The sequence below is a fragment of the Pseudomonas sp. B21-009 genome (genome assembly GCF_024749345.1).
Classification (GTDB): Bacteria; Pseudomonadota; Gammaproteobacteria; order Pseudomonadales; family Pseudomonadaceae; genus Aquipseudomonas.
In genome coordinates this window covers 4,049,612-4,072,404 of record NZ_CP087199.1, presented here as the reverse complement: position 1 = coordinate 4,072,404, position 22,793 = coordinate 4,049,612, and the positions used below count along the sequence as shown (strand labels likewise).

The following is a 22,793-nucleotide window of genomic DNA, read 5'->3' as shown; positions in this document are numbered from 1 at the left end:
GCCCATGCACACTCAACTGATGCCGGTCGAAGAAGCCCTGGCAAAACTGCTGGCGCTGGCCGAAGCCGCGCCTATCACCGCTACCGAGCAGGTCGCCCTGGCCGACGCCGAGGGCCGCGTGCTGGCACATGAGCTGGTCTCGAGCCTCGACCTGCCGCCCTGGCCCAACAGCGCCATGGACGGCTACGCGCTGCGCCTGGCCGACTGGACGGGCGAGCCCTTGACGGTCAGCCAGCGGGTATTCGCCGGGCATTCACCCGAGCCGTTGCAGCCGGGTACCTGTGCGCGGATCTTTACCGGGGCGCCGGTGCCAGTGGGGGCGGATTGCGTTGAGATGCAGGAAAACGCCGACGTCCTGGACGATCAGCGCGTGCGCTTTACCGAGGCGCTGCGCGTCGGTCAGAACATTCGCCCGCAAGGGCAGGAAACCCGCGCTGGCGAGGCGGTTTTGGCCGCGGGTACGCGCCTGGGGCCGATCGAATTGGGCCTGGCGGCTTCCTTGGGGTGCGCCGAGCTGAGCGTCGTGCGGCGGGTCAAGGTCGCTGTGCTGTCGACCGGCGACGAACTGGTCGAGCCCGGCTTGCCCCTGGGGCCCGGGCAGATCTACAACAGCAACCGGCGGCTGCTCGGCAGCTGGCTGCAACGCCTGGGCTGTGAAGTGATCGACGCTGGCATTCTGGCCGATGACCTGGAGAAAACCCGCAACTGCCTGGCTGCCCTGCAGGGCGTCGACCTGATTCTTTCCACTGGCGGTGTTTCGGTGGGCGAGGCCGATTACCTGGGCATCGCCCTGCGTGAAGAGGGCGAACTGTCGCTGTGGAAGCTGGCAATCAAGCCGGGCAAGCCGCTGACCTTCGGTCATTACAAGGGCGTGCCGGTCATTGGCTTGCCGGGTAACCCGGCTTCGACCCTGGTGACCTTCGGCCTGCTGACCCGGCCCTACCTGTTGCGCCGCCAGGGCGTTACCGAGGTCACGCCGCTGCAGTTCGCGGTGCCGGCCGGGTTCGACTGGCCCAAGGCTGGCACTCGCCGCGAATACCTGCGCGGGCGGCTGGAGCAGGGCAGCGCATTGATCTACAAGAACCAGAGTTCGGGCGTGCTGCGCAGCGCCGCCTGGGCCGAGGGCCTGGTCGAAGTCCGTGAGGGCCAGACCCCGGGCAAGGGCGATATCGTGCAGTTCATTCCCTTGAGCGAGCTACTTGGTTGAACGGCTGAGCAGGGTGTCGCCCACCAGGGTGGCACCGCTCGGCGCGCGCAGGCTGGGGCGCGCATGCACGCTTTCCAGCTGGGCAGCGGCGATGCTCCAGTCGTGGCGGCTGCAGACAAACTCCCGCGCCGCTTGCGACAGCTGGCGCAGGCGCCAGGGCTGATTGAGCAGTTGGTTAATCATCAGCGCCAGCTGGTCGCCGTCGTCACTGGCCAGGTAGTGCTCGCCATGGGTCACCTGCAGGCCTGACACGCCCTTGGCCGTGGTTACCACCGGCAGCCCGGCGGCCATGGCTTCCAGTATCTTGATCTTCGAGCCGCCGCCATAACGTAGCGGCGCAAAGAAGATCGCCGAGTTGCGTTGCAGCTCGCGCAGGTCAGGCAGGTAGCCAATCCATTCGATTCGCGGGTCGCTCCAGCGCAGTTTCCAGCTGGGCGGCAAGGCGTGGCCAACCACGGCCAGGCGTACTGCGGGGTTGCTCAGCCAGACTTGCGGCAGAATGTCTTCCAGCGCCCATTCGATGGCTTCAAGGTTGGCGCCGTATTCGAAATTGCCGACGAACAGCAGGCGCTGGCTGCACAGCGACGGCTGGATATCCTGGTAATGCGCGCAATCCACGCCATTGATCACCACCGACACCGCAGCGCCGGTCGCCTGGCTGATGTGTTCGGCGTCGGTGGGGCTGACCGCTACCACTTCATGGGCCTGGCTGAGCACGCGGTTTTCCCAGCGCCGGTAACGCCAGCGATCAAAGGCATTGAACGGTCGCAGCCACAGTGGCAAGCGGTCGTGGCAAGCGGCGCCATTGACCGATTCGATGTTGTGCTCGCTGAGCACGAATGGCAGCCCGCGAGCCTGCAGGGCCTTTTCGAACGGCTGGAAGCTGTAGCTGTGCTCGATCTGGATGACATCCCAGGGCTCTTCCAGCAATTGCTCGAAGCAGTGGCGCAGGTGCGGCGCCAGGCCATTGATGCTGGCGCGCATCGGATAGCTGGGGTAGATCGCCGCCAGCAGGTTCAGGGGGCTGTGGAAGGGGCGCCTGGGTAGCACGATCAGGCGTTCGAGCAAAGGTTCCAAGGCCTGTCGGGCCGCGTCGCTGGGCGGGATTTTCGATTGCACCAGCAGGGTGATGCGGTGACCCCGCTGCGCCAGGCTGCGCAGCAGGTGGTATTGCCGGGTTTTACCGCCGCTGGTGGTGGGCCAGGGCAGGTAGGGTAGTGTCCAGAGTACGCGCATGACCCCTTTCCTCTGTGTTCAGGCGGGTAACGGCATGCAGATAAAAATGGACGCGCCGGGGGAATCAGCTTGCGGCTGGCTCCGGGGCGCGTCCATAGATATCAGTAAAGCGCACGATGTCATCCTCGCCCAGGTATTCGCCACTTTGTACTTCAATCATTACCAGATCGATCACCCCCGGGTTGGTCAGGCGGTGTACCCGGCCGGGTTTGATGAAGGTCGATTCGTTGGTATCGAGCAGAAATTCCTCTTCACCATTGGTCACACAGGCCATGCCGCTGACCACGATCCAGTGCTCGCTGCGGTGATGATGCATCTGCAGCGACAGCGAAGCCTCGGGGCGGACCATGATGCGCTTGATCTTGAACCGCGGGCCTTCCTCGAGCACCGTGTAGGTGCCCCACGGGCGGTTGACCGTGCGGTGCAGGCGGAACGCGTCGTGGCCCTGGCGCTTGAGCTGCTGGGCAATCACCTTGACCTCCTGGCTGCGCGCGGCATCGGCAATCAGCAGGGCATCGGGGGTGTCGATGATAATCAGGTTGTCCAGGCCCACCGCGCCGACCAGGCGCCGTGGCGAGTCGATATAGCAATTGTGCACATCGTGCAGCACGGTTTCGCCGGTGCAGCGATTGCCCTGATGATCACCGGCCTTGAGCTCACGCACCGCCTCCCAGCTGCCGATATCGCTCCAGCCCAGCTGGCTGGGCAGTACCGCGACCTGTTGCGAGGTCTCCATCACGGCATAGTCGATGGAAATGTCCGGCACCAGGGCGAAGCTGTCCGGGTCCAGTTCCACCTGGCACTCGCGGGCGCCTTCCTTGCACGGGCTCAGGGCCAGGCAGTGATTGACCGCCGCCAGCAGTTGCGGGGCGTGCTGTTCCAGTTCATGCAGGATGGCGTCGACACGCATGCAGAACATCCCGGCATTCCACAGGTGCTGGCCGCCATCGAGGTACTGCTGGGCGGTGTCGGCGTCGGGCTTTTCGACAAAGCGGGCAACCCTGAAGCCGTGGGCATCCAGGGCCTGGCCTTTTTCGATGTAGCCAAAACCGGTTTCAGCACGGGTCGGCAGCAGGCCGAAGGTGGTCAGCCAGCCCTGGGCAGCCAGCAAGCGGGCCTGGCTGACGGCCTGGTCGAAGGCGCTGAGGTCGTTGATCAGGTGATCGGCTGGCAGTACCAGCAGTTGCGCATCCTCACCGTACAGCCGGGCGCAGTGCAGGGCGGCAGCGGCAATGGCGGCGGCGGTGTTGCGGCCAAAGGGTTCGAGGATGTAGTCCAGGGCCAGGTTGGCGGTGTTCAGTGGGCGGAATTCGTCCTGGGTGCGGAAAAACACCTCGCGGTTGGTCACGGTCAAAACCCGCTCAACGTCCGCCAGCCCGCTGGCGCGGGCGAAGGTCTTCTGCAGCAGGCTCTGGCCGTCAGGCAGGCGCATGAATGGCTTGGGCATGGTTTCGCGCGATACCGGCCACAGGCGGGTGCCGGCGCCGCCAGCGATGATGCAAGGAATCAGAACACTCATCTCACAGCCTCGAGTCAGGGGCACTGCCTGGGCAGTGCAGCAAAAGTAAACAGAGCAACCTGGCAGGCTTTTGCGCAATGAGTCAATAAACTGACTTTTACCACTGGCATCGTCCATGAGGGCCAAATATTTGTCGAATGATGCCCCTCGGCGACGAAGCTTTCAATGATATTTGTGTGAATGGCATGCGAAACTCTGCTGAAACGTTACCTGCAATGCAGTAAAGGGACGCCGGAAACGGTCGAGATACTCGACGCTCAATTCATCGGGGAACGCACACATGGCGCAGCAAAAGGCATTGATGATCCTGCATGGCAAGCAGGCCATGAACGAAGAGGTGCGTGCTGCGGTGACCGGCATGCGTGCGCGCGGCTGGCAACTGGACGTGCGCCTGACCTGGGAGGGGGGCGACGCCCAGCGCCTGGTCGAAGAAGCGCTGGCCGCCGGCTACCCGCACTTGGTGGCTGCGGGTGGCGATGGCACCCTGCGCGATGTCGCCGAGGCCATGGTGCGTGCCGACGCTGACGCCAGCCTGGTGTTGCTGGCGCTGGGCACCGCCAACGATTTTGCCAAGGCTGCCGGCGTGCCGCTGGAGCCGGCGCAGGCGCTGATGCTGCTGGAAGTACCGGCCTGGGCCATTGACCTGGGCGAGGTGGGTGGGCAGGTATTCCTGAACATGGCCACCGGTGGCTTCGGCAGCCAGGTTACCGCCAATACCTCCGAAGACCTGAAAAAGGTATTGGGTGCGGCGGCCTATCTGTTCACCGGCCTGTCGCGCTTCAGCGAGCTGCGCGCGGCGTCGGTCGAACTGCACGGCCCGGATTTCCAGTGGCAGGGTGAGTTGCTGGCGCTGGGCATCGGCAACGGGCGGCAGGCCGGCGGCGGGCATGCGCTGTGCCCCCAGGCGCAGGTTGATGATGGCTTGCTCGACATCAGCATCCTGCCGGCACCCCAGGAAGTGGTCGGCACCTTGCGCGGCCTGCTCAGCGATGGCCTGGGGCTGGACAGCATGTTTGTCCGTGCGCGCTTGCCATGGGTCGAGATCAGAAGCTCGCAAGGCCTGGACATCAACCTCGATGGTGAGCCCCTGCAGGGCGACAACCTGCGTTTTGAAGTGCTGCCTGCGGCCTTGCGCGTGCACCTGCCGGTCGACTCGCCGCTGCTCAGTCGTCGAGGCTGATGATTTGCTCGCGCACGGCAAACAGCACCAGGCCGGCGACGTCGTAGATCTGCAGGCGTTTCATGATCTGCGAGCGGTGGGTTTCCACGGTCTTGATGCTCAAGCCCAGGCCCTGGGCGATTTCCCGGGTCGACTTGCCGCGTACGATCAGGCGCAGGATTTCCAGTTGGCGGGCGGTGAGGTTGTGCTTTTCCGCTGTCTCCGGCTTGCCCGACTGGGCGCGCAGCAGGGCCTGGTTGATTACCGTGTGGGCAATCGCCGGGCTCAGGTAGCGCTCGTTGCCGCGCAGTGCTGCCAGTGCCTGCTCAAGCTCGGTGGCGGTGGTGTCTTTGAGCAGGTAGCCATGGGCGCCGCTTTCCAGGGCCTGCATGATCAGCTCCGGGTCGGTGTGCATGGAGAGGATCAGCACCTTGCTGCGACAGCCCAGGGCGCGCAGGCGGGTCAGGGCATCCAGGCCGCTGGTGCAGCGCATGGAGATATCCAGCAGGACGATGTCCGGGTCCAGTTGCATGACCAGTTCGGGCACCTGGCTGCCGTCGTTGGCTTCGCCGATCACGGCATAGCCGGGAATGTCGGACACCAGCGCGCGCACACCTGCGCGAATCAGTGAATGGTCATCGACCAACAGCAATGTACAGGTCATGGGACGTTACTTGTCTTGGCGCGTTCGAGGGTGCGCGCAGGCCAGGGGAACAGGGCGTCGATCTGGGTGCCCAGGCCGGGCTGGCTGTTGACCGACAGTGTGCCATTGAGCAGGCCGACGCGCTCGAGCATTCCGGCCATGCCGCGCTGGCCTTCATCGGCTGGGCTGCTGGCCGGCGAAAAGCCCAGGCCGTCATCGCTGATCGACAACGCCAGGCCTTCGGGCTGGCGCTGAATGCGCACCACCAGGTTCTTTGCCTTGGCGTGACGCAGGATGTTGGTCACCGCCTCTTGGGTAATGCGAAAGGCGGCGATGGCCATATCTTCCGGAAGGCCGCCCAGGCGCTGGCGGCATTCCAGGCTCCAGTGCACCTCGGTGTTTTCCAGGGCGCGCAGCAGGTGCGCGCGCAGGCTGGCTTCCAGGCCCAGGCTGGACAGTTGTCTTGGGTTGAGGATGGCCGAAACATCGCGCACGCTGGCCAGGGTGTCGTCCAGGGTGCTGCGCAAGGTTTTGCAGTGCTCCTGCAGCTCGCTCGGAGCGCGGCGCGCGAGCCAGTCGGCCTGGAGTTTGGCGGCGGTCAGCAACTGGCCGATATCGTCGTGCAGTTCGCGGCTCAGGCGCTGGCGTTCGCTTTCCTGCACTTTGAGCAGGCGGTCGGCCAGTTCCGCCGGGCGCAGGGCAATCGAGCGCGCCCACTGGCGCAGTTGCCAGGCAATGCTCGACAGGGCAACCAGTTGCAGGGCCAGGGCGATGCCTGGCAGTGGTTGCTCAAGCAGGTACAAGGCCAGGTTGACGGCAACCGAAGCCAGGCACAGCAGGGCGGTTGCCCAGCGCAACAGAGAGGCTCCGGGGTGCCAGCGCTTGAGTGTCTTGAGGCTTGAGAACATAGAAATTGAAGCCACTGAAATATCGCTGTTGAAAGCCTTGCAAAGGTCGAACTAGAGGCGTTTGTCGAATTGCCTTCAATAACGTTTAAATGCCGGCGCCGGGGTAACCGCGATGAAAGTCTGCACGCGGTGTCTGGGGAGATCCGGGTAAGGTGCATGTGTCCATCAGCGCGCATGGTATCACTTCAAATACAATTGGTCGCGAACTCTGATAACTGACTGAATAGCCAGATTTTACGGGCTGGTACGACGGTTCCGATTGTCTTCGAATCTAGCATTTTGCCATCAGTTTGCGGGGCTGGGATTTTGCCCGAAATCAATTAAACGAAATGTTTGTTGCAGATAATTAGAGAGACCTGGAAATACACTAAGTTGGGTCTTAGTGTGCACTCGTCACAGGCTTGGTTAATCTCGCCGGGGCAGTATTGTTATGTCCCTTAGTTGCCCCTGGTTGGCGAAGAAAGTGCAGTGGCGTTCGCGCTGGTGGGCGCAGCCATTGAAGGGGCGGGGTGTTCGCAAGTGTGCCGGGTTTCGATGCAAGAGTCGCAGGCCAGAGCCTCCTGCGGGCTCAGGGCGGTGGCCAGGGTGTCGAGCAACTGCACCTGTTCCTCGGTATCCAGGCTCAGGCGGCCGGTGTGCGGATCGATCAACTCCAGCTGCCAGGCCAGCAGGGTCAGGCAGCTTTCCAGGGCTTGCAGGGCTTCACCTTGCAATGCCGGTTGCGCCTGCGCGGGTTCCAGCAGTGCCTGCAGATGCTGGCTGTAGCTCGCGACCTCGACCAGGCCAAGGGCCTGTGCGCGTTCTACCAGGGTGGCCAAGGTATCGTTGAGGCAGTGACAGGCATCCGGATCGTTGTCGATCAGTTGCAGGTGCAGCAGGCATTCCTCTGCCTTGGTCAGCAGCACCTGGGCGTCGATCAGGAAATCCTGCAGGGCGCTGTTGTGCAGTGCGTCGTTAGCCATCATTTGGCTCCAGCGCGTAAGGCTGGAGCAGGGGCTGGCCACCATGAGGCGATCGCTGACAAAAGCCTGACTCCGTTCATGCAATGAGAATGGCGTCACATTAATGGCTAATGGATATTGCGAACATCAGGTCTCACCCGATTGTCACTAGGGGATTCCCTGATGCGGTGTTTTCGATACGACCCTTTGCGGGTGTTTGCGACAGCGGAGAGGTGAGCGCAGTAAAGCATGATGGTAAAATGACATCAATGGGCTGCGGAGCATTTTCTTCACAGGGTCAAGCTCTGCGGCAAACGGCCGATACAGGGCCATTGGGATCATTTTCGACACACCTTGGGGGCTCTTCGATGGCTGGCATTCTCGACACGGTAGACCAAAGAACGCAGCTGGTGGGCGAGAACCGCCTGGAAATCCTGATGTTCCGCCTGGCTGGCCGGCAACTGTTCGCGATCAACGTGTTCAAGGTCCAGGAAGTGCTGCAGATGCCCAAGCTGACCCTGATGCCGCAGCGTCATGCGTACGTCTGCGGCGTGGTCAACCTGCGCGGCCAGACCCTGCCGGTGATCGACCTGTCCCAGGCCATCGGCATGCGCCCGCTGGAGCCCGGCCCGGGCAGCACCATCATCGTCACCGAATACAACCGCTCGGTGCAGGCCTTCCTGGTCGGCGGCGTCGACCGCATCGTCAACATGAACTGGGAAGCCATCATGCCGCCGCCGACCAGCGCCGGTCGCCAGCACTACCTGACGGCGATCAGCAAGGTCGACGAGCAACTGGTGGAAATCATCGACGTCGAGAAGGTTCTGGCGGAAATCGTCCCGTACAGCGCCAAGGTCTCGCGCGACAAACTCGAAGACCCGGTGCTGGCTCGTGCCCGAGGCCGCGAAGTGCTACTGGTCGACGACTCTACCGTGGCCCTGGCGCAGTTGCGCGACACCTTGTCGCAACTGGGAGTGAAAATGCATGTGGCCAGCGATGGCCTCAAGGCGCTGCGCATGCTCAAGGGCTGGGCCGATGCCGGCGAGGATGTCTGCGAGAAGCTGCTGATGGTCTTCACCGATGCCGAAATGCCGGAAATGGACGGCTACCGCCTGACCACTGAAATCCGCAACGACCCGCGCCTGCGTTCGTTGTACGTGGTGCTGCACACGTCGCTGTCGGGCAGCTTCAACGAATCGATGGTGAAGAAGGTCGGCTGCGACAACTTCCTTTCCAAGTTCCAGCCCGACAAGCTGGTCGATGTCGTGCGCCAGCGGCTGATGCTGGATGAAGCCACGGCCTGAGTCGGTATAAGCTAGGGCTTTAACCGACACAAGGCAGGTCATGATGCGCCTCAGTGCGTTGTACCGATACCCGCTCAAATCAGCGCGCGGTGAGGCGCTGCAGACTTCCTCGCTGGACCTTCTGGGGTTGAGCGGGGACCGCCGCTGGCTGCTCGTGGAGCGCGCCAACGGACGCTTCCTGACCCAGCGCATGTACCCGCAGATGACCCAGCTGGCCGCGCTGCACAACGCCGATGGCAGCCTCACCCTTGAGGCGCCGGGCCATCCCACGCTGCACGTGGCCGTGCCCGAGCCCGAAAACGACCTGCGCGGTATCACTATCTGGCGCGACACCTTTCGCGTACCCGATGCCGGCGATGCGGCCGCGCAGTGGCTTAGTGCATTCATCGGCAAGGACGTGCGCCTGGTTTACGTGCCCGATCAACGTGCACGCTTCCTGCCCAGTGGGTATGGCCTGAACAGCGACCGTGTGGCGTTCGCCGATGGTTTTCCCTTGCTGCTGATTGGCCAGGCATCGCTGGATGACCTGGTAGCGAAGGTCGGGCGGCCGCTGCAGATGCTGCGCTTTCGTCCCAACCTGGTGGTGGAGGGCAGTGCTGCCTTTGCCGAGGATGGCTGGAAGCGCATCCGTATCGGCGAGGTCGAATTCCGGGTGCTCAAGCCCTGCGAGCGCTGCATCATGACCACCATCGACCCGCAGACCGGCGAACGCAGCCCGGACCGTGAGCCACTGGCGACTTTGCAAACCTACCGGCAGAAGGAAGGCGATGTGCTGTTTGGCCAGAACCTGGTGGCCGATGGGGTAGGAAGGCTTGAGGTGGGGATGGCAGTGACGGTGCTGGAGTAGTTCGGCTGTGGACTTCCATCGCGGGGCAAGTCGAGGCGTCGCCCCGCGATGGCATCAATCACTGATCGTCAAAATACCGCTCATGCCAGTCCACCAGCGGCTGCGGCGAATTGAGCTTTTGCCCGTAGATCACCGAATACGACAGCACGTTCTGCACGTACTGGCGTGTCTCGTCGAACGGGATCGACTCGACCCAAACGTCAAAGCTCAGGTGGTCGGCGCCCCGTAGCCACTGGCGTACCCGGCCTGGCCCGGCGTTGTAGGCGGCCGAGGCGAGCACGCGGTTGCCGTTGAACTGGCTGTGCACCTGGCTCAGGTAGGCAGCGCCCAGCTGGATGTTCTTGTCCGGGTTGAACACCTGCGCCGGCGAGGCCAGCGGGATGCTGAACTTGCGCGCGGTCTCTTTGGCGGTGGCCGGCATCAGTTGCATCAGGCCACTGGCGCCAACGCTTGAGCGGGCATCGTCCATGAACGCGCTTTCCTGGCGGGTGATGGCAAACACCCAGCTCGAATGCAGGCCGCGCACCTTGGCCTCGCGCACCAGGGTGTCGCGGTGGGCCATCGGGAAGCGGATGTCCAGGTCGTCCCAGTACTTGGCCTGGCTGATGGTGCGAATGGCCGGGAAGTACCAGCGCATGTCATAGGCCAGCTTGGCCTGGGCGACCATCTCGTCACGGTTGAAGTGCCGGCTGACGTGATACCACTCGCGGCGACCGTCGACGATCTGCCCGCGGGCATGGAACTCCAGTGCACGTTTGACCCCAGGGGTGTTGCGAACCTTGTTGATGAGCTGCTGGCTGAGTACCAGCGGCTTGTTGTTCAACTGGTAGGGGGTTTGCGCGCGGTCGGCGGCGAGGAAGCCGTAGAAGTCGCGCTCACGGGCCACGGTTTTGTACAGCAGCGGGATCTGCGGGTTCTTCGGCTGCGCCAGCTCCAGGCTGCGCGCCTGCCAGTAGCGCCAGCGGTTGCTGCTGGCCAGGTCCTGGGGCAGGCGCTTGGTCAGCTCGTAGGCATCTTCCCAGCGGCCCAGGCGCAGCAGCAGGCGCAGGCGCCATTCGGTGACGGTGTTGTCACGCAGCTCCGGGTCGTAGCGGGTCATCAGGTCCAGCGCCCGCGGGTCGTAGCGGCGGGCCAGGGTCAGGCCGATTTCGCGGGCGATGGCGACCTTTTCGTCGCGGGAGAAATGCATGCGGTTGGCGTAGTCATCGAGCAGGCTCATGGCCCGCTCCGGGTCCTGGCGGGCCAGGCGGCGCAGGCCGAGGCTGACCACGTCGGACATCGCCTCGTTGACCGGAGTGAAGCGCCCGGGCTGGTTGAGCAACTCGGGCTTTTGCGCCACGTCGATCAGCAGGCGGCCTTGCGGTGCCAGGGTGTTGAGGCTCTTGACCAGGGTGTTGGCCAGCGCGTAGTTGCGGGTTTGGGCCGCCAGCTTGGCGCGCTCCCAGCGCTTTTGCTCGGTCAACTGGCCTTCGGCGGCCCAGCGCTCGAACAGGGCATCGCAGGCAGCCGGTTGCGACTTGCCGACCAGCCAGAGTTTCTCGGCGCTGGCAAAGCCTTCGGCGCGCTGGCCGTGGCTGAGCTGGTACTGGCCGTTGAGGCAGTCCAGCTCGGTGAAATTGAGCTTTGGATCGTAGTACTTGGTGAAGGTCGCCCAGTCGCCGCGCTCGGCCAGCCAGCGCAACCAGCGCAGCTTCATCCAGTTGGCCTGGGGCAGGTCGCCGTGGGCGGCGAGGAATTTCTCGATTTCGTCGTTGCTGGCAGTTTTAAGCCGGGCGGTGAGTTCGTCGTAGGCCAGGTAAGGCGTCAACGGATAATCGCGCAGGGCATCGGCGTAACGCAGGTACGGGCCCTTGTCGCCCTTGGCCAGGGCGCGTTTGGCTTCATCGTAGTATTGACGTTGCTGGGTGATGTCGGTGGCCTGGGCAACACCCACTGCCGAGGCAGTGAGAAGCAGGCTGGATACGAGGCAGAACAGGCGGCTGCGCATGAGACTTCCGGGCAGTTTGACCATGAAAAGTGACGGCGAAGCCAGCACTGTTGGAGTTGCATTGCCTTAGCTTAGCCGGTTGCAACAGGCGGATGAAAGCATTGTGCTTGTATCTGGTTGTAAAGAAGCGGCCCGTCGTCGGAAGGTACAGTAGGACGCGCTGCTTAATGTGAAGCCGGCCCAAGTCGGGTAGAATGCGCGCCCGGTTTTTGGAGAAGATCATGACCCTGCTCAAATTAAGCGATGTGTCCCTTGCGTTCGGCGCCACGCCGTTGTTGGACAAGGTGTCCTGGCAGATCGCCCGTGGTGAGCGGGTGTGCATCATCGGCCGCAACGGCACTGGCAAGTCGAGCATGCTGCGCCTGGTCAAGGGCGATCAGAAGCCTGATGAAGGCGACGTCTGGCGTGCCCCGGGCCTGAAGATCGGCGAGCTGCCGCAAGAGTTGCCGGTGGCTGACGGCCGTACCGTGTTCGACGTGGTAGCCGAAGGTCTCGATGGCGTCGGCGCCTTGCTGGCCGAATACCACCACCTGAGCCAGAACATCCATAGCGATGCCGACCTGGAAAAGCTCATGCATGTCCAGCACGACCTCGAGTCGCGCGATGGCTGGCGCCTGCAGCAACTGGTCGACAGCACCCTGAGCCGCCTGCAATTGCCGGCCGACAAGACCCTGGCCGAGCTCTCCGGTGGCTGGCGCCGCCGCGTGCTGCTGGCCCAGGCGCTGGTGTCCGAGCCTGACCTGCTGCTGCTCGACGAACCGACCAACCACCTGGACATCGGCGCCATTGCCTGGCTTGAAGATGCCCTCAGTGGTTTCGGCGGCGCCGTGCTGTTCATCACCCACGACCGTTCCTTCCTGCAGAACCTGGCCACGCGCATCCTCGAGCTGGACCGCGGCGGCCTGATCGACTGGAACGGCGACTACGCAAGCTTCCTGGTGCACAAGGAAGCGGCGCTGGCGGCCGAAGAAACCGCCAACGCCCTGTTCGACAAGAAGCTGGCCCAGGAAGAAGTGTGGATCCGCCAGGGCATCAAGGCCCGGCGCACCCGCAACGAAGGTCGCGTACGCGCCCTCAAGGCCCTGCGCGTTGAGCGCAGCGAACGCCGCGAGCGCCAGGGCAAGGCCAACATCATGCTTGATGTCGCGGAGAAATCCGGCAAGCAGGTGATGGTCCTGGAAAACGTCAGCTTCAGCCACCCCAATGGCCCGCAGCTGGTCAAGGACTTCTCCATGGTCCTGCAGCGCGAAGACCGCATCGGCCTGCTCGGCGCCAACGGCACCGGCAAGACTACGCTGCTCAAGCTGATGCTCGGCGATCTTGAGCCCACCAGCGGCAAGGTCGAGTCTGGCACCCGTCTGGAAGTGGCCTATTTCGACCAGTTGCGCCATCAGCTGGACCTGGAAAAGACCGTGATCGACAACCTCGCCGAAGGTCGCGATTTCATCGACATCGACGGCCAGAGCCGTCACGTGCTGAGCTACCTGGGCGACTTCCTGTTCAGCCCGCAGCGTGCCCGCACGCCGGTCAAGGCCTTGTCCGGTGGTGAGCGTGCGCGCCTGCTGCTGGCCAAATTGTTCAGCAAACCGGCCAACCTGCTGGTGCTCGACGAACCGACCAACGACCTCGACGTCGAGACCCTCGAGCTGCTCGAAGAAGTGCTGTCGGCGTTCAAGGGCACCGTGCTGATGGTCAGCCACGACCGGGCCTTCCTCGACAACGTGGTCACCAGCACCCTGGTGTTCGAAGGCGAGGGCAAAGTGCGCGAGTACGTCGGCGGTTACCAGGACTGGATCCGCCAGGGCGGTTCGCCGAAGCTGCTCGGCGTCACCGAAAGCAAGTCGGGCAAGTCCGAACTCAACACGGCAGTGGTCGAGGCCGTGGCACCTGCGCCGGTAGCAGCACCAGCAGCGGTTGACGCGCCGAAGAAAAAGCTTAGCTACAAGCTGCAGCGCGAGCTCGAAGCCCTGCCGGGCCAGATCGACGCACTGGAGCAGAAGATGGCTGCGGTGCAGGAAGAAATTGCTGCCCCGGCCTTCTACCAGCGCCCGATCGAGCAGACCAGCGCCGTACTGGCGAGCCTGGAGAAGATGCAGGGCGAACTGGACGTGCTGGTCGAGCGCTGGGCTGAGCTCGACAGCTGAGGGGCTGGGCCCGGCGCTTGAAAGTGCGCCGGGTCCGCCAGAGGTTTACTCGGCTTTTTTCTGCAGGCGTACCGCTAGCACATCGCAGGGTGCGCCATGCAGCACGTCATTGGCGGTCGAGCCCAGCAGCAGGGCCAGGCCGTGGCGGCCATGGCTGCCGACCACGATCAGGTCGCATTTCTGCTCCTTGGCCAACTGGTGGATTTCCTGGCGCGGCTGGCCGTAGGTCAGGTGCGAATCGCCGCGGTTGATGTCGGGGTACTTGTTGTACAGGCGCTCCATGCGCTCCTTGGCCTGGTCGAACTGCTGCTGTTGCAGCTGCGACAGGTCCATTGGCACGTCGCCGCCAAAGGCCATGGCCATGGGTTCGACGATATGCACCAGGGAAACCTTGGCGCGGGTAGGTTCAGCCAGCTTCATGGCGCGCTTGATGACCGGGTCGCATTCTTCGGTCAGGTCGACGGCAACCAGTATGTGTTCGTAGGGCATGAGAAGCTCTCCTGACAGTCGCGATAGTTAAAGTATGGTCGGTTTCAGGCTGATCGCTTCGAACCACGGCTAACCAGCTCATTTGCAAAGCTTTATGGGAACAACAGATATGACGGTCTGGGTAGTGGTGTCAATCCTTGCGCTGATTCTCAGCCCTTTGGCCTGGTTGCGTCCTTCACGCAAGCAGAGCGGCCAGATGGCCTTGCGCATGGAAGCCCGGCGCATGGGCCTGGCCATGCAACTGGCGCCCCAGGAGTGGCCGCACTGGCTGCCCAAAGAGCCGCCAAGCCCCTGTGCCCAGTACCTGCGACCGCGGCGCCCGGGCCGCAGCGACAGCTGGAGCTATTGGCAGACCACCCCTGGGGTATGGCTCAACCAGTGGCGCGAGCCGTGCACCGATGCCGTGCATGCCGGTCAATTGGCACGCTTGCCAGAAAGCGTCTACAAGGTCGAGGCGGGTCCGCAGATGGTTGCCCTGTACTGGGGGGAGCGCGGTGAAACGGCTGTATTGCAGGATATTGCCGAGGTCCTCAAGGCGCTGGCCTGATCATCATCAATAAAAAGCCCGATTCACAGATCGGGCGGACAGGCCAGGCAGGCCGGCTTAAGGTTCAATCTCTCCCAGTGTAGCCATCTCGCGGCTATCTGCTGCAAATCCCAACTTTTTCCGTGTTGATCAATAGTAACGGCGTGTAAGCCGTTGAACACTATTGCGCCAGTGAATGGCTCAGCATCACCGCCACGGCGGTTTACCCGCGCTCAGCAGAAAATGACCGGAAAGTCGCGTTTTGCCGCTGCTTTTGGGTATTTGACAACGGCGATCTTTTCGTTGAATGTGTGCATACCCAAATCAAACGGGCGTATGAATTGAGCGTTTGTATTGTCAGACGGCTCTTACAGAATCCCGACTATCGCGCTGGCGGGTGTGCCTGGCGCAAGGGTTCGGCAACAACGGCCATTGGCCGGCCGGGCCTTTCACCAGCGATCGGCGTGTACAGTTCAGCTTCCATATCGTGGAGATCAGTTGATGATTTACGAAGGTAAAGCCATCACGGTTAAGGCTCTTGAAAGCGGCATCGTCGAACTGAAGTTCGACCTCAAGGGTGAGTCCGTCAACAAGTTCAACCGTCTTACCCTGAACGAATTGCGTCAGGCCGTAGACACCATCAAAGCCGACGCATCGATCAAGGGCGTGATTGTCAGCAGTGGCAAGGACGTGTTCATCGTCGGCGCGGACATCACCGAGTTTGTCGACAACTTCAAGCTGCCCGAGGCCGAGCTGGTCGCCGGCAACCTGGAAGCCAACCGGATTTTCAGCGATTTCGAAGACCTGGCCGTGCCGACCGTTGCCGCGATCAATGGCATCGCCCTGGGCGGCGGCCTGGAAATGTGCCTGGCGGCGGACTACCGCGTCATGGCCAGCAGCGCCAAGATCGGCCTGCCGGAAGTCAAACTGGGCATCTACCCGGGCTTCGGCGGTACCGTGCGCCTGCCGCGCATCATCGGTGCCGACAACGCCATCGAGTGGATTGCCGCCGGCAAGGAAAACCGTGCTGAAGACGCGCTGAAGGTCGGCGCCGTCGATGCCGTGGTGGTTCCCGAGCTGCTGCAGGCTGCGGCCCTGGACCTGATCAAGCGCGCCATCAGCGGCGAGCTCGACCACAAGGCCAAGCGCCAGCCGAAACTGGAAAAACTCAAGCTCAACGCCATCGAGCAGATGATGTCGTTCGAAACCGCCAAGGGTTTCGTCGCCGGTCAAGCTGGCCCGAACTACCCGGCGCCGGTCGAAGCGATCAAGAGCATCCAGAAGGCCGCCAACTTCGGTCGTGACAAGGCCCTGGAAGTCGAAGCCGCAGGTTTCGTCAAACTGGCCAAGACCTCGGTTGCCGAGAGCCTGATCGGCCTGTTCCTCAACGACCAGGAGCTCAAGCGCAAAGCCAAGGCCCACGACGAAATCGCTCACGACGTGAAGCAGGCCGCCGTACTCGGCGCCGGCATCATGGGCGGCGGCATCGCCTACCAGTCGGCGGTCAAGGGCACCCCGATCCTGATGAAGGACATCAACGAAGCCGCCATCCAGCTGGGCTTGAACGAAGCCTCCAAGCTGCTCGGCAAGCGCGTTGAAAAAGGCCGCCTGACCCCGGCGAAAATGGCCGAAGCGCTGAACGCGATTCGCCCGACCCTGTCCTACGGCGACTTCGGCAACGTCGACATCGTCGTCGAAGCCGTGGTCGAAAACCCCAAGGTCAAGCAGGCCGTACTGGCTGAAGTGGAAGGCCAGGTCAAGGAAGACGCGATCCTTGCGTCCAACACCTCGACCATCTCCATCAACCTGCTGGCCAAGGCCCTCAAGCGTCCGGAAAACTTCGTCGGCATGCACTTCTTCAACCCGGTGCACATGATGCCGCTGGTCGAAGTCATCCGTGGCGAGAAGTCCAGCGAAGTGGCCGTTGCCACCACCGTGGCCTACGCCAAGAAGATGGGCAAGAACCCGATCGTGGTCAACGACTGCCCGGGCTTCTTGGTCAACCGCGTCCTGTTCCCGTACTTTGGCGGCTTCGCCAAGCTGGTCAGCGCCGGTGTCGACTTCGTGCGCATCGACAAGATCATGGAAAAATTCGGCTGGCCGATGGGCCCGGCCTACCTGATGGACGTGGTCGGCATCGACACCGGCCACCACGGCCGTGACGTCATGGCCGAGGGCTTCCCGGACCGCATGAAGGACGACCGTCGTTCGGCCGTCGATGTGCTCTACGAAGCCAAGCGCCTGGGCCAGAAGAACGGCAAGGGCTTCTACGCCTACGAGACCGACAAGCGCGGCAAGCCGAAGAAGGTCGCTGACGCGGCAGTCCTCGAAGTGCTCAAGCCGATCGTCTACGAGCAGCGTGAAGTCAGCGACGAAGACATCATCAACTGGATGATGATCCCGCTGTGCCTGGAAACCGTTCGCTGCCTGGAAGACGGCATCGTCGACACCGCGGCCGAGGCCGACATGGGCCTGGTCTACGGTATCGGTTTCCCTCCCTTCCGTGGCGGCGCGCTGCGTTACATCGACTCGATCGGTGTAGCCGAATTCGTTGCCCTGGCCGACAAATACGCCGATCTGGGTCCGCTGTATCACCCCACCGCGAAGCTGCGTGAAATGGCCAAGAACGGCCAGAGCTTCTTCGGTTAAGCGCCCAACGATATAGAGCGAGAGTGAATATATGAGCCTGAATCCAAGAGACGTGGTGATTGTCGACTTCGGTCGCACCCCGATGGGCCGCTCCAAGGGTGGCATGCATCGCAATACCCGCGCCGAAGACATGTCCGCGCACCTGATCAGCAAGGTGCTGGAGCGCAACACCAAGGTCGATCCGAGCGAAGTCGAAGACGTCATCTGGGGCTGCGTCAACCAGACCCTGGAGCAGGGCTGGAACATCGCCCGCATGGCCTCCCTGATGACCCAGATCCCGCACACCGCTGCCGGCCAGACCGTCAGCCGCCTGTGCGGCTCCTCGATGAGCGCGCTGCACACCGCCGCCCAGGCGATCATGACTGGCAACGGTGATGTCTTCGTCGTCGGTGGTGTCGAGCACATGGGCCACGTCAGCATGATGCACGGCGTCGACCCGAACCCGCACATGTCGCTGTACGCCGCCAAGGCCTCGGGCATGATGGGCCTGACCGCCGAAATGCTCGGCAAGATGCACGGCATCAGCCGTGAGCAGCAGGACCTGTTCGGCCTGCGTTCGCACCAGCTCGCCCACAAGGCGACGGTCGAAGGCAAGTTCAAGGATGAGATCATCCCGATGCAGGGCTACGACGAGAACGGCTTCCTCAAGGTCTTCGACTACGACGAAACCATTCGCCCGGACACCACCCTGGAAAGCCTGGCGGCCCTCAAGCCGGCTTTCAACCCCAAAGGTGGTACCGTGACTGCCGGTACTTCGTCGCAGATCACCGACGGTGCCTCGTGCATGATCGTCATGTCGGCCCAGCGTGCCCAGGACCTCGGTATCCAGCCTCTGGCGGTGATCCGTTCCATGGCCGTGGCCGGTGTCGACCCGGCAATCATGGGCTACGGTCCGGTTCCGGCAACCCAGAAAGCGCTCAAGCGCGCGGGCCTGTCGATCGCCGATATCGACTTCTTCGAGCTCAACGAAGCCTTCGCCGCACAGGCCCTGCCAGTGCTGAAGGATCTGAAAGTGCTCGACAAGATGGATGAGAAGGTTAACCTGCACGGCGGCGCCATCGCCCTGGGCCATCCTTTCGGTTGCTCCGGTGCGCGGATTTCCGGCACTCTGCTCAACGTCATGAAGCAGAATGGCGGGACCTTCGGCGTTTCGACCATGTGCGTCGGCCTGGGCCAAGGCATCACCACCGTCTTCGAACGCGTTTAACGCTTCGCTGGACGGAAACCGGGGCCTGGTGCCCCGGTTTTTGTTTTTGCAGCAAATTTTTTTTAAGAGGGTGAGCAACATGCAGATACAACCAGGCGTATACCGGCATTACAAGGGGCCTGAGTATCGTGTGTTCGGCACCGCGCGCCATTCCGAAACCGAGGAGTGGGTGGTGTTCTACCAGGCCCTGTACGGCGAATTCGGCCTGTGGGTGCGACCGCTTTCGATGTTTCTGGAGTCGGTCGAGGTTGACGGCGAGCAAGTGCCGCGCTTTGCTTTGGTCAAGGCTGAAACCGAGCTGTTTTCCCGCTCCGATGCCGAGGGTGGCTAAAGCCCCGCGCTTGACCTCACTCTGTTGCCACTATATATAGCGGTGCCGCGTCAGGTACCTGCCGTGTTTTTATTTTCAGTATTCAGGAATTTTCCGATCCATGGGCAAATCGCTGGTCATTGTGGAATCCCCGGCTAAGGCCAAGACCATCAACAAGTACCTGGGCAGCCAGTACGTGGTGAAGTCGAGTATCGGCCATATCCGAGACCTGCCCACCAGCGGTTCGGCCAGCGCCAGCAAGGAGCCTGCCGCCAAGCGCGGCAAGGCCGCCGCGGGCGAAGCGCCGGCCCTGTCGCCGAAAGAGAAGGCGCGCAAGCAGCTGGTTGCGCGCATGGGCGTCGACCCTGACCACGGCTGGAAGGCCAAGTACGAGATTCTCCCGGGCAAGGAGAAGGTCATCGACGAGCTGCGTCGCCTGGCCAAGGATGCCGACACCATCTATCTCGCAACCGACTTGGATCGCGAGGGGGAAGCCATCGCTTGGCACCTGCGCGAAGCCATCGGTGGGGACGACAGCCGCTACAAGCGCGTGGTGTTCAACGAAATCACCAAGAAAGCCATCCAGGAGGCGTTCTCGCAGCCTGGCGAGCTGGATATCGACCGGGTCAACGCCCAGCAGGCGCGGCGCTTCCTCGACCGCGTGGTGGGCTACATGGTTTCGCCACTGCTGTGGGCCAAGATCGCCCGCGGCCTGTCTGCCGGCCGGGTGCAATCGGTGGCGGTGAAACTGGTGGTCGAGCGTGAGCGCGAAATCCGCGCCTTCATCCCTGAAGAATACTGGGAAGTGCACGCCGACCTGGGTACCGCCAAGGACGCCAAGGTGCGTTTCGAAGTGGCCCGCGAGAACGGCGAAGCCTTCAAGCCGCTGAACGAAGCCCAGGCCATGGCAGCGCTTGCGCAGCTCAAGTCGTCCAGCTACACCGTGGCCAAGCGTGAAGACCGCCCGACCAGCAGCAAGCCGTCGGCGCCGTTCATCACCTCGACCCTGCAGCAGGCCGCGAGCAACCGCTTGGGCTTCGGCGTGAAGAAAACCATGATGATGGCCCAGCGTCTGTACGAAGCCGGCTACATCACCTACATGCGTACCGACTCGACCAACCTTTCGGTCGATGCGGTGGAAATGGCCCGCAGCTACATCGAAAGCGAGTTCGGCAAGAAGTACCTGCCCGAAGCGCCGATCGTCTACGGCAGCAAAGAGGGTGCCCAGGAGGCGCACGAAGCGATTCGTCCGTCCGACGTCAACACCCATCCGACCAAGCTCAGCGGCATGGAGCGTGACGCCGAGCGTCTGTACGAGCTGATCTGGCGCCAGTTCCTGGCCTGCCAGATGCCGCCTGCGCAGTACCTGTCGACCACCGTCAGCGTCACCGCCGGCAACTTCGAACTGCGCGCCAAGGGCCGTATCCTCAAGTTCGACGGCTACACCCGGGTACTGCCGCAGCAGAGCAAGCCGGGCGATGACGATGTGCTGCCGGAAATGAACCAGGGCGAAGTGCTCAAGCTGATCCAGCTCGACCCGAGCCAGCACTTCACCAAGCCGCCGGCGCGCTACTCCGAAGCCAGCCTGGTCAAGGAGATGGAAAAACGCGGCATCGGTCGTCCTTCGACCTACGCGGCGATCATCTCGACCATCCAGGATCGCGGTTACGTGACCCTGCACAACCGCCGCTTCTACTCCGAGAAGATGGGCGACATCGTCACCGAGCGCCTGTCCGAGAGCTTCTCCAACCTCATGGACTACGGCTTTACCGCCGGCATGGAAGAGAACCTCGATGATGTGGCCCAGGGCGAGCGCGACTGGAAAAACGTGCTCGACGAGTTCTACGGCGACTTCAGCAACAAGCTCAAGCTGGCCGAGGACGGCGAGAAGGGCATGCGTGCCAACCAGCCGACCCTGACCAACATTGCCTGCAAGGAATGTGGCCGGCCAATGATGATCCGCACCGCCTCCACCGGCGTGTTCCTCGGCTGCTCGGGCTACAGCCTGCCACCGAAAGAGCGCTGCAAGGCCACCGTCAACCTGGTCCCTGGCGATGAGATCGCCGCCGATGACGAGGGTGAATCGGAGTCGCGCGTGCTGCTCAACAAGCACCGCTGCCCGATCTGCTCGACTGCCATGGATGCCTACCTGCTCGATGAGAAGCGCAAGCTGCACATCTGCGGTAACAACCCGGATTGCACCGGCTACGAAATCGAAGAAGGCAACTACCGCATCAAGGGCTACGAAGGGCCGAGCCTTGAGTGCGACAAGTGCGGCAGCGAGATGCAGCTCAAGACCGGCCGTTTCGGCAAGTTCTTCGGTTGCACCAACGCCGAATGCAAGAACACCCGCAAGCTGCTCAAGAGCGGCGAGGCGGCGCCGCCGAAGATGGACGCGGTGAAGATGCCGGAGCTCAAGTGCGAGAAGGTCAACGACACCTACGTGCTGCGTGACGGCGCTTCGGGGTTGTTCCTGGCTGCCAGCCAGTTCCCGAAAAACCGCGAGACCCGCGCACCGCTGGTGATCGAAATCATCCCGCACAAGGACGAGATCGATCCGAAGTACCACTTCCTCTGCGAAGCGCCGAAGAAGGACCCGGACGGTCGCCCGGCAGTCATTCGCTACAGCCGCAAGACCAAGGAGCAGTACGTGCAGACCGAGGTTGACGGCAAGCCGACTGGCTGGCGTGCGTTCTACGACGGCAATGCCTGGAAGGTCGAAGACAAGCGCTGATCGCCAGGTCAGGTAAAAATCGCGGGGCAAGCCCGCTCCTACAGTCTGTAGGAGCGGGCTTGCCCCGCGATGCTTTTCAGGCCTGCACTAGTGTAGATTGATAGACCGCCTTGCAGCCTTTCGGAGGGCACCCAGATGGCCCAGGAACTCTACACCCGCACCAACCAGAAGATTTACTTCGCAGGCCTGGCCCTCGAAGCCCTTGGCAAGGCGCAGGAGAGCCGGGCCATGAACGCCCAGGCGCTGATCCAGGCCGAGCGCGAATCGGCGCTGTTCCACCTGTACGGCGCGTTGCTGGGCTTGTGTCACGAGATTGCCGGGTTCTATCGTTTGCCCCAGGCCGGCGCACCCCGCGCCGAGCTGCTGCTGACCCGTGAAGTGCTTGAGGCCATTGCCATTCCAGAGATGGCCGAACTGGTCGAACTGGCTGAACAGCGCGAAACCTGGCTGGCGCAACTGCTTGACGCTTATGCCGATTTGTTCCGACCGCCGGTCGCGAAAAAAGCAGCAAAAACCGACGTCACCCAGTCGCTGATCCAGGCGGTGAGCCTCGACGAACCCGAGGCGCCAGCGCTGTCGCGCGATGAGCTGGAAAGCTGGCGGCAAAATCTCAAGCGCCTTACGGTTCGTTTTCGCGAGGGTTTGAGTGAGTGCTGATTGGGGCAACGGCTGGTACAATGCCGGCCTTTCGTGGAGAACAGCCCCTTATGCCAACGTCCTTTCTAGAAATTGTCGAGTTGCCTGATGGCCGGATCGAGCTGCGCCGTGCCGAGGACGAGGGTTCGTTGGTAACCCTGGATTTCTCCGAGGACGCCAAAGCCTTTTTGCAGGGTCAACACGTCGAAGTGGCCAAGGCCATGCTCAGTGTTGGCGTGCAGATGGCTGGCAAGCTGGTGGAAGGTGAGATCGAGCGCGACGACGGGCCGCGGGTTCTGCACTGATCGCCTGCATGGCTTCCTCGTCCTGAGGAAGCCTGGCGAAAT

At 62.7% G+C, this 22,793-nt stretch carries 19 protein-coding genes; 12 read left to right on the top strand and 7 right to left on the bottom strand.

From position 1 onward, the window contains the following. Positions 1 to 4 precede the first annotated feature (4 nt). Positions 5 to 1,207, top strand: coding sequence for a gephyrin-like molybdotransferase Glp (gene glp / locus LOY34_RS18720; protein ID WP_195884688.1), 1,203 nt, complete (start codon positions 5 to 7; stop codon positions 1,205 to 1,207). Here glp and LOY34_RS18715 read toward each other — a convergent pair. Together LOY34_RS18715 and LOY34_RS18710 are read right to left on the bottom strand one after the other, a co-directional pair. Beyond that, positions 1,196 to 2,443, bottom strand: a complete 1,248-nt coding sequence (locus LOY34_RS18715) for a glycosyltransferase family 4 protein (protein WP_045194940.1) — start codon at positions 2,441 to 2,443, stop codon at positions 1,196 to 1,198. The genes glp and LOY34_RS18715 overlap by 12 nt on opposite strands. A 64-nt stretch (positions 2,444 to 2,507) precedes the next feature. Then, the gene (locus tag LOY34_RS18710; protein WP_195884687.1) at positions 2,508 to 3,962 is read right to left on the bottom strand and encodes a mannose-1-phosphate guanylyltransferase/mannose-6-phosphate isomerase; all 1,455 of its coding nucleotides are present in this window, start codon (positions 3,960 to 3,962) and stop codon (positions 2,508 to 2,510) included. Positions 3,963 to 4,242: 280 nt separating this feature from the next. Between LOY34_RS18710 and yegS the strand changes: the two genes are divergently transcribed. Next, complete coding sequence (yegS, locus tag LOY34_RS18705) at positions 4,243 to 5,142, top strand: lipid kinase YegS (RefSeq protein ID WP_195884686.1); 900 nt, start codon at positions 4,243 to 4,245, stop codon at positions 5,140 to 5,142. Here the strand turns inward: yegS and LOY34_RS18700 are convergent. The 3 genes from LOY34_RS18700 to LOY34_RS18690 form a co-directional block, all read right to left on the bottom strand. Further along, positions 5,126 to 5,785 carry a response regulator transcription factor gene (locus tag LOY34_RS18700; RefSeq protein ID WP_045194934.1) on the bottom strand — a complete coding sequence of 220 codons (660 nt, stop codon included), beginning with the start codon at positions 5,783 to 5,785 and terminating at the stop codon, positions 5,126 to 5,128. The two genes, yegS and LOY34_RS18700, sit on opposite strands and share 17 nt — an antisense overlap. Next, positions 5,782 to 6,621 (bottom strand): sensor histidine kinase, encoded by an 840-nt coding sequence (locus LOY34_RS18695; protein ID WP_371128641.1) that lies wholly within the window; start codon positions 6,619 to 6,621, stop codon positions 5,782 to 5,784. The genes LOY34_RS18700 and LOY34_RS18695 overlap by 4 nt, the downstream gene beginning before the upstream one ends. Positions 6,622 to 7,109: 488 nt before the next feature. After that, the gene (locus LOY34_RS18690) at positions 7,110 to 7,634 is read right to left on the bottom strand and encodes a histidine kinase (RefSeq protein WP_082075399.1); all 525 of its coding nucleotides are present in this window, start codon (positions 7,632 to 7,634) and stop codon (positions 7,110 to 7,112) included. Positions 7,635 to 7,981: 347 nt separating this feature from the next. Here LOY34_RS18690 and LOY34_RS18685 point away from each other — a divergent pair, with 347 nt between their 5' ends. Together LOY34_RS18685 and LOY34_RS18680 are read left to right on the top strand one after the other, a co-directional pair. Continuing rightward, entirely contained in the window at positions 7,982 to 8,917 is a 936-nt protein-coding gene (locus LOY34_RS18685; RefSeq protein WP_038994319.1) for a chemotaxis protein CheV, read from the top strand. 40 nt (positions 8,918 to 8,957) lie between these two features. Then, positions 8,958 to 9,764 carry an MOSC domain-containing protein gene (locus LOY34_RS18680; RefSeq protein ID WP_082075398.1) on the top strand — a complete coding sequence of 269 codons (807 nt, stop codon included), beginning with the start codon at positions 8,958 to 8,960 and terminating at the stop codon, positions 9,762 to 9,764. 58 nt (positions 9,765 to 9,822) lie between these two features. On the opposite strand, the gene LOY34_RS18675 is transcribed toward LOY34_RS18680, so the two are convergent. Then, complete coding sequence (locus tag LOY34_RS18675; RefSeq protein WP_123565445.1) at positions 9,823 to 11,751, bottom strand: transglycosylase SLT domain-containing protein; 1,929 nt, start codon at positions 11,749 to 11,751, stop codon at positions 9,823 to 9,825. Between the two features lie 221 nt (positions 11,752 to 11,972). On the opposite strand from LOY34_RS18675, the gene LOY34_RS18670 reads away from it, so the two are divergent. Then, positions 11,973 to 13,895, top strand: coding sequence for an ATP-binding cassette domain-containing protein (locus LOY34_RS18670; protein ID WP_045194920.1), 1,923 nt, complete (start codon positions 11,973 to 11,975; stop codon positions 13,893 to 13,895). A 45-nt stretch (positions 13,896 to 13,940) separates the two neighbouring features. Here the strand turns inward: LOY34_RS18670 and LOY34_RS18665 are convergent, their stop codons facing one another. After that, positions 13,941 to 14,384, bottom strand: coding sequence for a universal stress protein (locus LOY34_RS18665; RefSeq protein ID WP_045194918.1), 444 nt, complete (start codon positions 14,382 to 14,384; stop codon positions 13,941 to 13,943). Between the two features lie 109 nt (positions 14,385 to 14,493). On the opposite strand from LOY34_RS18665, the gene LOY34_RS18660 reads away from it, so the two are divergent. The 7 genes from LOY34_RS18660 to LOY34_RS18630 all read left to right on the top strand — a co-directional run bounded on the left by LOY34_RS18660 (position 14,494) and on the right by LOY34_RS18630 (position 22,751). Further along, a complete protein-coding gene (locus LOY34_RS18660; RefSeq protein WP_045194916.1) occupies positions 14,494 to 14,931 on the top strand; it encodes a hypothetical protein in 438 nt (145 codons plus the stop codon). Between the two features lie 480 nt (positions 14,932 to 15,411). Then, positions 15,412 to 17,559, top strand: a complete 2,148-nt coding sequence (gene fadB / locus LOY34_RS18655; protein ID WP_045194915.1) for a fatty acid oxidation complex subunit alpha FadB — start codon at positions 15,412 to 15,414, stop codon at positions 17,557 to 17,559. 31 nt (positions 17,560 to 17,590) lie between these two features. Continuing rightward, on the top strand, positions 17,591 to 18,766 hold the full coding sequence (fadA, locus tag LOY34_RS18650; RefSeq protein WP_045194913.1) for an acetyl-CoA C-acyltransferase FadA: 1,176 nt from the start codon (positions 17,591 to 17,593) through the stop codon (positions 18,764 to 18,766). A 79-nt stretch (positions 18,767 to 18,845) separates the two neighbouring features. Beyond that, complete coding sequence (locus LOY34_RS18645) at positions 18,846 to 19,097, top strand: DUF1653 domain-containing protein (RefSeq protein WP_045194911.1); 252 nt, start codon at positions 18,846 to 18,848, stop codon at positions 19,095 to 19,097. A gap of 100 nt (positions 19,098 to 19,197) precedes the next feature. After that, entirely contained in the window at positions 19,198 to 21,810 is a 2,613-nt protein-coding gene (gene topA, locus LOY34_RS18640; protein WP_010226976.1) for a type I DNA topoisomerase, read from the top strand. Positions 21,811 to 21,945: 135 nt separating this feature from the next. Next, a complete protein-coding gene (locus LOY34_RS18635) occupies positions 21,946 to 22,467 on the top strand; it encodes a DUF6586 family protein (RefSeq protein ID WP_195884685.1) in 522 nt (173 codons plus the stop codon). A gap of 50 nt (positions 22,468 to 22,517) precedes the next feature. After that, positions 22,518 to 22,751, top strand: a complete 234-nt coding sequence (locus LOY34_RS18630; RefSeq protein WP_045194907.1) for a hypothetical protein — start codon at positions 22,518 to 22,520, stop codon at positions 22,749 to 22,751. Positions 22,752 to 22,793: the final 42 nt, after the last annotated feature.